This window comes from Pseudoalteromonas sp. PAST1, from assembly GCF_021532515.1.
GTDB classification, from domain to species: Bacteria; Pseudomonadota; Gammaproteobacteria; order Enterobacterales; family Alteromonadaceae; genus Pseudoalteromonas; species Pseudoalteromonas simplex.
This window is the reverse complement of sequence record NZ_JAKGBH010000021.1, coordinates 74,569-85,507: the sequence shown is the minus strand read 5'-3', so window position 1 is coordinate 85,507 and position 10,939 is coordinate 74,569. Positions and strand designations below refer to the sequence as shown.

10 protein-coding genes and 1 tRNA gene are annotated in these 10,939 nt (G+C 40.9%); 8 read left to right on the top strand and 3 right to left on the bottom strand.

Features of this window, described 5'->3' with window-relative positions; all coding sequences use genetic code 11:
* Positions 1 to 145: 145 nt before the first annotated feature.
* A complete protein-coding gene (locus tag L1272_RS12110; protein WP_138600166.1) occupies positions 146 to 2,005 on the bottom strand; it encodes a cation:proton antiporter in 1,860 nt (619 codons plus the stop codon).
* A gap of 918 nt (positions 2,006 to 2,923) precedes the next feature.
* On the opposite strand from L1272_RS12110, the gene proB reads away from it, so the two are divergent.
* Positions 2,924 to 4,030 (top strand): glutamate 5-kinase, encoded by a 1,107-nt coding sequence (gene proB, locus L1272_RS12105; RefSeq protein ID WP_235373527.1) that lies wholly within the window; start codon positions 2,924 to 2,926, stop codon positions 4,028 to 4,030.
* Complete coding sequence (locus L1272_RS12100; protein ID WP_055198957.1) at positions 4,027 to 5,274, top strand: glutamate-5-semialdehyde dehydrogenase; 1,248 nt, start codon at positions 4,027 to 4,029, stop codon at positions 5,272 to 5,274. The genes proB and L1272_RS12100 overlap by 4 nt, the downstream gene beginning before the upstream one ends.
* A gap of 142 nt (positions 5,275 to 5,416) precedes the next feature.
* On the opposite strand, the gene L1272_RS12095 is transcribed toward L1272_RS12100, so the two are convergent.
* Positions 5,417 to 5,492: transfer RNA gene (locus L1272_RS12095), tRNA-Ala, on the bottom strand.
* A gap of 166 nt (positions 5,493 to 5,658) precedes the next feature.
* On the opposite strand from L1272_RS12095, the gene L1272_RS12090 reads away from it, so the two are divergent.
* Positions 5,659 to 6,045, top strand: a complete 387-nt coding sequence (locus L1272_RS12090) for a hypothetical protein (protein WP_235373526.1) — start codon at positions 5,659 to 5,661, stop codon at positions 6,043 to 6,045.
* Positions 6,046 to 6,546: a prolyl-tRNA synthetase associated domain-containing protein gene (locus L1272_RS12085; RefSeq protein WP_058583962.1), complete on the top strand. Its 501-nt coding sequence runs from the start codon at positions 6,046 to 6,048 to the stop codon at positions 6,544 to 6,546. It begins immediately after the preceding gene.
* Here the strand turns inward: L1272_RS12085 and L1272_RS12080 are convergent.
* Positions 6,513 to 7,649, bottom strand: a complete 1,137-nt coding sequence (locus tag L1272_RS12080; protein WP_235373525.1) for an MFS transporter — start codon at positions 7,647 to 7,649, stop codon at positions 6,513 to 6,515. The genes L1272_RS12085 and L1272_RS12080 overlap by 34 nt on opposite strands.
* Before the next feature lie 232 nt (positions 7,650 to 7,881).
* On the opposite strand from L1272_RS12080, the gene L1272_RS12075 reads away from it, so the two are divergent.
* From L1272_RS12075 to L1272_RS12060, 4 genes are all read left to right on the top strand, one after another.
* On the top strand, positions 7,882 to 8,421 hold the full coding sequence (locus L1272_RS12075; RefSeq protein WP_063701878.1) for a DUF2058 domain-containing protein: 540 nt from the start codon (positions 7,882 to 7,884) through the stop codon (positions 8,419 to 8,421).
* 103 nt (positions 8,422 to 8,524) lie between these two features.
* Positions 8,525 to 8,848: a c-type cytochrome gene (locus tag L1272_RS12070; protein ID WP_054552448.1), complete on the top strand. Its 324-nt coding sequence runs from the start codon at positions 8,525 to 8,527 to the stop codon at positions 8,846 to 8,848.
* Between the two features lie 129 nt (positions 8,849 to 8,977).
* Complete coding sequence (locus tag L1272_RS12065) at positions 8,978 to 9,745, top strand: class II aldolase/adducin family protein (RefSeq protein WP_054552449.1); 768 nt, start codon at positions 8,978 to 8,980, stop codon at positions 9,743 to 9,745.
* 9 nt (positions 9,746 to 9,754) lie between these two features.
* Positions 9,755 to 10,930 carry a mandelate racemase/muconate lactonizing enzyme family protein gene (locus L1272_RS12060; RefSeq protein ID WP_054552450.1) on the top strand — a complete coding sequence of 392 codons (1,176 nt, stop codon included), beginning with the start codon at positions 9,755 to 9,757 and terminating at the stop codon, positions 10,928 to 10,930.
* Positions 10,931 to 10,939: the final 9 nt, after the last annotated feature.

Genomic DNA, 10,939 nt, shown 5'->3' with positions numbered 1-10,939 from the left:
CTCTTAGGTTGTTTATCTTACCCGATAGGCTACCAGACAGGCATTATCCAAGGGTGGTAAGAAGGAAACCTAATAAATATCCCTATAAAAGAAAATGCCAGTCAGCTCTTAACTGACTGGCATTAAGCTAATGCTGGCCTTACTGTTATTTCTCTTCTTTATTTTCTTTCGGTTTGCCGTTGTTCGGGTCTTTTAGCACCGATAGTTTAGGCGGTTGAAGTGCCACAATACGTTCACCTACTTGTGGAGGTTTTTCCATATTTGTAGTGAACGGGCGAATTTTAATAGGCGTATCGTCATCATCGCTTTTTTCACCATTTAAAATAAATAATGGGATTGCTTCGCTATTAACTTCTTTATATTGATCCCAACTAAACTCTTCAGAAATACGCGTCGCACTAACTTTGCCGCCTTTGGCAATTAAGCTGCTTAAACGGGCATAAGCGCCATTGTCGCCAAACAGAATTTGTCGTGACAAGAAGGTCGCACTGTCTTTATTCGCTTTTGCATGGTTAGTCGAAGAGCGCAGAGAAAATACATTCTTTTCGTCGAACAAATGCGAGAAGTATTGTACGCCTAATGCATTGTGATGGCGGTTAGGTGAAAGCGCGAGTACGCTACGAATTGTTGTTAATGGTAAATAACGCTCCGCATGCTCTGACTGCGGATTACCATAGTAACAAGGTAAGCCATCCATGCGTGCCATTTTACAGTTTTCCCATGCAGGATCAGATAAGTGCACCGGAATATTTTGATCTTTTAAGCCGCAAGCAATAGCACGGGCTACATGGTTTGCGCCAATAATTAAAATAGTATTTGGCGCAGGCTGGCGTACTTTTAATAACTTTGCCAACGGTGTTGCTGTAAGGCTTTGCAGTACTACAGTAATAATAATTACAGTAAATATAAGTGGCACTATTTTTTCAGCATCGGCAATGCCAGCTTCGACCATACTTAGAGCAAATACAGAGCCCACCGCAGCGGCAACGATACCCCGTGGTGCAATCCACGACAGAACTAAACGAGACTTAAGTGGTAAATCAGTTTTAAAGGTCGATATTGCAATACAGGCTGGGCGAGCCACAAAAAGCACGATGGCTAAGAAAATAAACACATCGCTATGTAACATCATTAAATCTGATAGCTGTAGTCGGGCTGCAAGTAAGATGAACAGTGATGAAATTAAGATCATCGAAAGGTCTTCTTTAAATTCAAGCACAGAGTCAATTTCGAGATCATCTTGGTTAGCAAGCCAAATACCAAACACGGTAACAGCGAGGAGGCCAGATTCATGGCTTAGGTGGTTCGAAACCGTAAAGCTAATCAGTACTAAGGCTAAAATGCCAAACTTGTGTAACTCAAATGGTAGCCATTCTCGGCGTATCAGCAATGTGGTAAGCCAACCGGCAACGACACCAATGGTTAAACCAACTCCCAGGGTTTTAAAGAGCGCGATAATGGTATGACTCAGTACTTCGCCTTGACCTACAAGCATGACAGCTTCAAATACTAGTACTGCGAATAATGCACCTATAGGGTCTATAACAATACCTTCCCAACGCAAGATGCGGTCAATATCTTGAGTAGGTCTCATAGAGTTTAACAGCGGCGCAATAACTGTAGGTCCAGTTACAACAAGCACCGCCCCAAGGACTGCAGCAACTCGCCAGTTCAGCTCTAAAATCCAATAAGCGCTGAAGCTGATTACTAAGCAAGTCGTGAGCATTCCAATAGAGCAGAGGTTACGAACTACCTTACCAATCCCTTTTAACTCTCTGAAGTGTAAGGTTAGTGAACCCTCAAATAAGATCACCGCCACACTTAAAGAAACTACAGGGAAGAGTAAATCACCCAGTAGAGCGTCAGGTTCTAGTACGCCACTAAATGGCCCTAAAACTAAACCTGTTAGTAGTAAAAATAAAATAGCGGGTACGCGAAACGCCCATGCGACCCACTGTGCTAATACTGAGCACAATGCGATCCCTGCTATATAAATTGCTGACATAGAATAAATTATCCTTTTGTTACTACTGTTCAAAAAAGGTCGAATCACATTATTTATGATGTAATGCAATCCTCAATTAGACCTTTGAAATAAAATTGCCTGCTTATTAAAGCTTACTCATCACTATAGACACAAGCAAACTTGATGCTTCAAATACGATTTTAGTCGTTATTACTACTTTTTGGGGTTATATCTAAAACAAAAGTCAGGTTTGCAGAGAAAAAATCATTAGGGCTAACATATGGTGATCTAACTTATTGTTAAAAAGTATTTATTTTTCCTATTTATGGCAAGTATAAAAGCTGTGATTACTTTTCGCCCTTGATCTTTACCCCTGATTTCCCGTATTATATTTCGTGTTCAAACAATTTGATATCTAAATGTTTATCGGTGTTGCTACAGTTTTCTAGAGCTTTACCTCTAAATAATCAATTGCTTGTAACAATTTTAGTGTTTTATTCACTTTGTTTTCTAATTAAATAGAAATGAACTTTCCCGTGTTCAGTGTGTATTTATTACGTGTTGAATAGAATATAAGTTCATTATCTGGTCAATGTTTAGTTCCCATCGTGGCAGCTAAATCTCGGTCATACAATCTACACCCTATCTGTTGGTGTACCAGATTGTATAGGCTCTATGTATGTTGTTATTAATAAAAGCCTCACACAGCTTTTTACAGCGATACATAAACAACACTTATCTCTTTTTATCAACTTATGGTTTATAACCGTTTGGTCTACTGACTGAATAAAAGTTGTGCTATATCTAATCGCAGTACTTGCGTGGCGTAGTCGTGTGCATAGATAAGTTGTTTGGCAAAGTGGTAATAGTCAGTGCGTTTAGTAAAGCTAAACGCGAGTCTTTTAATCAGTGGCAAATTGGCACTGAACAGATAGTAAAATGGAAAGTTGAACAGTTATGCAAAAGTTAAATTGGCGACGTATAGTACTAAAAGTAGGTAGCGCATTAATCGCACCCGAACAAGACGGGTGTCGCTCACGTTATTTACTGACCATTGCACAGTTCATCGTTCGCTGTCGAGCGCAAGGTATCGAAGTTATTTTAGTATCATCGGGTTCGGTAGCTGCTGGTTCGCATTTATTCCCTGAACAAGAAAAGCGTTCAGTGACGATGAAAAAAGCAATGGCTGCTGCCGGTCAGACAGAAATGATGGCGATGTGGGATCGTTTCTTTGATTTCCCATCGGCACAGATTTTATTAACTCATGGTGACTTACGTGACCGTGAGCGTTATACCAGTATTCGTGAAACAGTTTTCACCTTACTGGAGCATGGTGTATTACCTATCATTAATGAGAATGACACGGTAACAACTGATGATTTAAAAGTTGGCGACAATGATAACTTGTCGGCAATGGTAGCCGCAGCGGCGGACGCAGATGCATTGATGATTTTTTCGGATGTTGATGGTCTTTATGACAAAAATCCGAATTTACATGAAGATGCAGCGCTATTACCAGAAATTGATAGCATCGATGAATCGATTTACGCCATGGCCGGTTGTGCAACCAGTGCCGTTGGTACAGGTGGTATGAAAACGAAAATCGAAGCGGCTGAAAAAGCCACTTCACATGGTATTACAACCTTTATTTTAAATGGTTTTAAAGAAGAGACATTTAACCGACTGCTTGCGGGTGACAACCCAGGTACTATCTTCAAACCATATGAGAAACCGATGCAAGAAGCAGTGCATTGGATGACTCACACAGCTAACGAGCAGGGTGAGGTTGTCGTTGAAGGTTCATTCGATGAATCATTAAAAGATGAAGACGGTTGTATTCGTAGCGATGAAATCGTTGCAGTACACGGAGAATTTGGCGTAGGCGATACCATTTTAGTTCGTAGTGATGATGGTACGCGTCTAGCAAAAGCAACAGCGAACTACAGTAGCTGTTTATTGAATTTTATTGCTGACAACGAGCAAAGTGAATTTAGCGAAAAAATGCAAGATTCAATCGGCCCAGTTGTTTCAGAGAAAGATATCGCATTATTGGAGAAGTCATGAGTTTAATTACGGATATTTCGAGTCAAGCTGCAAAAGCTGCAACCCAGTTAGCTTTACTTGATACTGCTACTAAGAATCAAGTGTTAACTGAGATGGCAGAGGCGTTACGCGAAAGCAAAGCGTTTATCATCAAAGAGAACGAAAGCGATTTAGCGGCAGCACGTGATAATAACCTTGCTGCGTCTATGATTGACCGTTTAACGCTTAACGATGAACGCATTGAAGCAATGGCTGAAGGCATCGAAGTAATTGTTAGCCTTGATGATCCTGTTGGTCAATTACGTGAAATTTCAGAGCGTCCAAACGGTATTAAGATCAGCAAGATGCGCGTACCACTGGGTGTTGTGTGTATGATTTATGAAGCACGTCCAAATGTGACGGCTGATGCCGGTGCGTTATGCTTTAAATCGGGTAATGGTGTTATTTTACGTGGTGGTAAAGAAGCACTTCGTAGTTCGCAAGCAATCGCAAGTGTAATGCACAAAGTACTTGAAAAGCATGGTTTACCTGCTGCGTTGATTTCAGTGATCCCAGATCCAGACCGTGGTCTACTCATGGAGCTGATGCAACAGCGTGACACAATTGATTTAATCATTCCGCGTGGTGGTGAAGGTTTAATTAATTTTGTAACAGAAAACAGTACCATTCCAGTGATTCAGCATTTTAAAGGTGTATGTCACCTTTATGTTGATAAAGACGCTGATTTGAATGTAGCAATCAACTTACTATTAAATGGTAAAACTCAACGTACTGGTGTGTGTAATGCTCTAGAAGGCTTAGTGGTTCACCAAGATATTGCTGATGAGTTTTTAAACCTGTGTGCAGTTGTTCTTCGTCAAGAAGGCGTAAAAGTAAATGCAGATGCGAAAGCTGCCGAGTACTTTGATAATGCAACAGTACTTGCTGACGACGAGTTTGGTGAAGAGTACTTAGATTTAGAAATCGCAATCAAGGTTGTACCTGACTTTGCTGGTGCCATTGATCATATTGCTAAATTTGGTTCAAACCACACTGAAGTGATTTGTACTAAAGACCAAGCTGCAGCTGAGTTATTCCAACGCAGTGTGGATGCATCTGTGGTAATGGTTAATGCATCATCGCGTTTTTCTGATGGTTCACAGTTAGGTTTAGGTGCTGAGATTGGCATTGCGACAACTAAGCTACATGCTTACGGTCCAATGGGTCTTGAGTCACTTACAACTGAAAAATACTTAGTGAATGGCGAAGGCCAAATTCGTGAGTAATCACTAAAAGTAATTGCTTTAAAAAGCCGGGCTTTGCTCGGTTTTTTTGTGTCTAAAACAAATAAATAAAACGAATCGAAATATGAATATGAGTTTGTTTAGATATTTAATTTGGCAGATTGCCTAAAGAGAGGTAGGAAAGTGGTGGAGCTAAGCAGGATCGAACTGCTGACCTCCTGCGTGCAAGGCAGGCGCTCTCCCAGCTGAGCTATAGCCCCACATTCCTAAATACAGGATGCTTAAGTCTTGCGTCTCAAGCGGGGTGAACTTTAAATATTTTTGCATTTGTGGTCAAGTATTTTTTTTTAAAATGTTCGAATTTTTACTCTGTTGTTTTATTTTTGGTAGACTAAAGCGCATTCACTGTTTAAGGCTTATCCAATAATGAAAAAAATAGCATGGCTTTTGGTTGTTTTACTTGCCGGTTGCGCAAGCCAAGAAGAAGCGCCTCCTTTTGAAATCAATAATAAACAGTTTTACGAAAAGAATGACGAGCAAGGCAATAAAATCTTTGCCTATGTGGTGTCAGTTAAAGCACAGGGCAGACGCCCAATTAATCTCGATAAGCCAATGACACGTAAGCAGTTTAAAGATTTTGCCGAGCAAGAAGTATTTGAAGAGTCGAGCAACTTAAAACTTATGCTCGAAGACCAAGCGGTTGAATTATTAAATGAAGAGCTTAAAGAGCGACAATACTGCGACGATAAACACGTTATTGACGAAGTATTATGGCGTGATTTAAGTGTGCAATTACGAGGACATTGTTTGTAAATGTATGCAGATAAAAGCAAGTTAGCTGCTACGCTAGCTCAATTAGATATTAATTATGATGTGATTGAGCATCCACCATTACACGGCAGCTTAGATGCCGATAAGTTTATGCTCGATAGACCGGGCACTCGATTAAAAAACCTGTTTTTACGAGATAACGAAGGTAAGCGCCACTTTTTAGTGATCACCGCTCACGACAAACAACTCGACTTAAAAGCCATAGCTCAGCAGCAGGGGTTATCGCGTTTAGGGTTTGCATCTGATGAGCGATTAGCGCGTTATCTTAAAGTGCCACCGGGCTGTGTTTCTATGTTGGCACTGTTAAACGATAAGCAAAATAATGTCACTCTTTGGCTAGACCAAGAAATTTGGTTTAACGAGCTTTTTCATTGTCACCCTTTTGAAAATACCGCCACATGGCTAATGAAAAAAGAGGACTTAGAGCTGTTTTTTGAAAGTACTGGGCATCAACCACGTATTGTATTTCTACCTGCCAAATAAACTAAGCTTAAACCTACTAAGCAGACTAAAAGTAGCACGGTCATAAAGGCAACTTGGCCGTGTTGCTGATATACCAGCCCTGGCAATAATGAGCCCAGTGCGCCACCGCTATAATAAAACGAGACATAACCGCCATTGGTGACACTTGCAGGTGCGCCGCTGATTTTATTTACCAATGGAGCGGCACTTGAGTGGATCACAAACATTGCACCGCAAAAGCCAGTAAAAGCAACCACAAATAGTATTAACTGTTGGCTCATCAATAACACCATCGTCAGGCTGTAGAATACAAAAACCCAGGTTAATAAATGCCAAGGTGTTGATGACTTTCGTAACAGCCAAGGTGTGGCTATGGAAGCCAGCGCGCCTAACAAGTAGCCGCTGTAAACCAGTCCGATGTCTCGGGTGTTAGTGATAGCAAAACTGTCTTGCAGAATGAAAGGTAAATAATTTAACAGTGCCGCAAAACAAAAGAACATACAAAACACTGCTCCGTAGAGCTTTAATACCAGCGGATCTTTTAATTGCTTTAGATACAACAGCGGCGACTTTGCAGCATGAATACTCGCGCCTTTACCTGATTTAGGAATGGCGAGTGCAAATAGTACTAACCCAAGCGCAATCACATAATAAAAACTTTGCCAGCTCAAAAAGTCAGTAAACAAGGCGGCGAGCATACGTCCGAAGTAGCCACCAACAATGGTGCTGCCAATGTAAAGCGTCATGTTACGTTGTAATTGGTCAGCCTGAAAAGTCACACCAATATAACTGGTCATGGCAGTGAGCGCTGCGGGTAGGGTGATCCCTTGTATAAAACGAACTAGTAATAGCAACTCAAAGCTTGGTGCTAAAGTAAAAGCGATACAGCTGATTGCTAACACAAACATGGCAATCTTTAAAATTGTGAGTGGGTTTCGCTTAGCTAAAAACAAGCCATACACTAAAGGAGCAATGGCTAGTGGCAACATAGTTGCGGTCATTAAGCTACCAGCAGTGGCTGGCGATACAGAAAAATGACTGGCAAATAATCCAAGTAAGGGTTGTGGGGCGTATAAAACAAAGAAAATAAACACAGAGCAAAGTAACAAATGTCGCAGCTGCATTTTTAGCTCCCAAGAGGAAAAGCCCTAGCTTATCGGGTACAGGTTTTTTTACAAGTTCAAAGGCGACTAAAATGATAAATCTTGCGTTAAATCAATATGTCATGATTTCATCGCGTGTTAATCTCACATCAATATACTCGATTGCTGTGAATCAAGTGGGCTCAGTACTGTTATTTGTTGGCAGAGCTGATTAAAATAACCCTAATACGCATTAATAAATTGGAATTTCGTCATGGGTTCATTACAAGATCAATTACTTAAAGCTGGTCTTACTACGGCACATAAAGCTAAAGTAGCCAAAACAGAAAAGCGCAAACAGCAAAAGAAGAAAAAGAAAGGCGCCACGAGTAATCCTAGCGATCTGCAAAAACATATTGAACAAACTAAGCTTGAGCAGCAGAAAAAAGCCGACGAGCTTAATAAAGCGCGTTTAGAAGAGCAAAAGCAACGTGAGCAAGTAGCGCGCGTTAAACAGATTTTAGAGCATCACAACCAAGATGAAATCCGTGGTGATCGCACATTTAACTTCACTTATCAAAATAAAGTGAAAGAGCTCGAAGTAAATGAAAAAACACAAAAGGCCCTAGCTGGTGGCCGATTAGCAATTTGTGTTTTAGAAGGCCAATTTTTTGTACTGGAAGACGAACCAGCACGAAAAGTCGCTGAAGTCAGCGAAGACTACATAGTGTTCCATGTTGAGCCTGAAGATAAGCAAAAGGATGAAGATGATCCGTATGCTGATTTTGAAGTACCTGATGATTTAATTTGGTAGTGACTGTTTCTATTGCCGTTACAATTTTCGGGTGCAATATTGTTAAATCATGGTCTACACTAAAGAAAATGTTTAATAACCCGTCAAAAAAGAGAAAATAGATATGAGCAAGATCACGAAAATTTTATGTGGGGCTGGCATTGCAATGGCTGCAAGCCTATCTTTCAACACTATGGCTGCGGATGGTGCAACACTATACACAGCTAAGCTTTGCCAAACTTGCCACGGTGCAGAAGGTAAAGCGCCTATCATGCCTCAGTACCCTAAATTAAATGGTCAAAATAAAGAGTACTTACTAGCACAAATGAAAGACATTAAGTCAGGTGCGCGTAGCAACGGTATGGCTGCTGCGATGAAAGCAATGGTTGCAAACGTATCTGAAGAAGAAATGGCTGCAATTGCTGATTACTTATCACAAGTAAAATAAACACCATTTTAGCGTGAAAAGGCCACATCAATTGATGTGGCCTTTTTGTATCACCTATTGATCATCTATTAATAGTAATTTAGACTTCTATACATCTATTTGTGCAGTGTCACATATACAAGGTTTTCCATGTTTGACTTACCAAAACTCGATTTAAAAAATAAAGTATCTGAACAAGAATGGCAGCTTCGTGTTGATTTAGCAGCATGTTACCGTTTAGTTGAGCACTTTAGATGGGGGGATTTAATTTATACCCACCTATCGGCACGTTTACCGGGTACAGATCACTATTTAGTTAATGCATTTGGTCTTAGTTTTGATGAAGTGACGGCATCAAACCTTGTGAAGGTGGATTTAGCTGGCAATATTCTTGATGACACGCCATTTAAAATTAATCCGGCTGGTTTCACTATTCACAGCGCTATTCATGAAGTTCGTGATGACGCTCACTGTGTTATTCATTTACACACAAAAGAAACCATTGCCGTTGCAACGCAAGAAAAAGGCCTATTGCCACTTAGCCAATACTCAATGTTCTCATTGCCATCATTGTCTTATCATGGCTACGAAGGGTTAGCGGTAAACAGTGATGAGAAAAAGCGTCTACAAGATGATTTAGGCACCACTAATCACATGTTATTGGTTAATCACGGTGGCTTAACTGTTGGCCCAACGGTGGGGGATGCCTTTATGCGCTTTTATGATTTGCAGCGCGCCTGTGAAATTCAATTGGCTATTCAAGCCAGTGGTCAAACGGCAATCCCGGTACCACAACCTATTATCGATAATATTTATAATCAAGCGAATGTCGTGCATAGCGGCAGCACCGGTGGTCAGTTAGCTTGGCCAGCCATGTTGCGTAAAGCTTATCGTCTTGATCCTAGTTTTGCTCAGTAAGGAGTAACCATGAAAGTTAATCGCGTCGAAGTGTTCGATATTCATTGTCCAGACAGACCTGCTTGGACACCTGTTTTTGTGCGTATTCACACCGATGAAGGTATTAGCGGTGTGGGTGAAGCGGGTCTGGCTTATGATTTAGGTCATAGTGCAGCTGCGGCAATGATCAAAGAAATGGCTGATGCCTTTTTAATTGGTCATGACCCATTTCAAACAGAAAAACTGTGGTCACGAATGCTACGCGAAAGCTTTTGGGGTTTAGGTGGTGGTCCTGTTGTGTATGCAGCAATGAGCGCCATTGATACTGCACTTTGGGATATTAAAGGTAAAGCATTAGGCTTGCCTGTTTACCAACTATTAGGTGGTAAAGTTAACGATAAGCTACGTACTTATGCATCACAACTACAATTTGACTGGGACAGCGAATTTAAAGCGCTTGTTCACCCAGAGGAATACGCAGAAGCAGCGCTTAAGGCGATGGCTGAAGGGTATGACGCGGTAAAAGTTGACCCAATCCAGTACGATAAAAACGGCAATACTTATTACGATCGCACTAACATTATTTCTCGTGCAGAAATGAAATTATATCGTGCGCGTATGCAGGCTATTCGTGAAGCAGTCGGTGACGAAGTTGACATTATTTTTGAGTGTCACAGTTTACCAGGCGCAACATCAGCAATTCAAATTGGTGAAATTGCTGAAGAGTTCGATTGTATGTATTACGAAGAGCCTGTGAATTACTTAAATCATTCATTACACGCAAAAGTTGCTGACAAAGTAGCGGTGCCAATTGCAGGTGGTGAACGTTTGTATAACCGCTGGGGGGTGCGTCCTTACTTAGAAGATCAAAGTATTGATGTATTACAGCCAGACTTAGGCCTATGTGGTGGTTTCACTGAAACTAAAAAAGTGTGTGATTATGCTGATATCTTTGATGTGCGTATTCAAGCTCACGTGTGTGGCGGCCCAGTAGCAACTGCAGCTTCGTTACACTTAGAAACTGCGATTCCTAACTTCTTAATTCACGAACATCACACCTACGCGATTAAGAAATGGAACCGTGAATTGTGCATTCAAGATCCACAACCTAAAAATGGTTTCTTCCAAGTATCAGAAGAGCCAGGTATCGGTATTGAATTAAATGATGAAGTCGTTATGCGATCTCAACGTGTTGAGATTAAGTAATATTCACCA

What these genes read in the sequence shown, in the direction of transcription:
- L1272_RS12060 (WP_054552450.1), top strand. Translation starts at nt 9,755, where the DNA reads ATGAAAGTTAATCGCGTCGAAGTGTTCGATATTCATTGTCCAGACAGA.
- L1272_RS12085 (WP_058583962.1), top strand. Translation starts at nt 6,046, where the DNA reads ATGTATGCAGATAAAAGCAAGTTAGCTGCTACGCTAGCTCAATTAGAT.
- L1272_RS12065 (WP_054552449.1), top strand. Translation starts at nt 8,978, where the DNA reads ATGTTTGACTTACCAAAACTCGATTTAAAAAATAAAGTATCTGAACAA.
- L1272_RS12070 (WP_054552448.1), top strand. Translation starts at nt 8,525, where the DNA reads ATGAGCAAGATCACGAAAATTTTATGTGGGGCTGGCATTGCAATGGCT.
- L1272_RS12080 (WP_235373525.1), bottom strand. Translation starts at nt 7,649, where the DNA reads ATGCAGCTGCGACATTTGTTACTTTGCTCTGTGTTTATTTTCTTTGTT.
- L1272_RS12090 (WP_235373526.1), top strand. Translation starts at nt 5,659, where the DNA reads ATGAAAAAAATAGCATGGCTTTTGGTTGTTTTACTTGCCGGTTGCGCA.
- proB (WP_235373527.1), top strand. Translation starts at nt 2,924, where the DNA reads ATGCAAAAGTTAAATTGGCGACGTATAGTACTAAAAGTAGGTAGCGCA.
- L1272_RS12110 (WP_138600166.1), bottom strand. Translation starts at nt 2,005, where the DNA reads ATGTCAGCAATTTATATAGCAGGGATCGCATTGTGCTCAGTATTAGCA.
- L1272_RS12075 (WP_063701878.1), top strand. Translation starts at nt 7,882, where the DNA reads ATGGGTTCATTACAAGATCAATTACTTAAAGCTGGTCTTACTACGGCA.
- L1272_RS12100 (WP_055198957.1), top strand. Translation starts at nt 4,027, where the DNA reads ATGAGTTTAATTACGGATATTTCGAGTCAAGCTGCAAAAGCTGCAACC.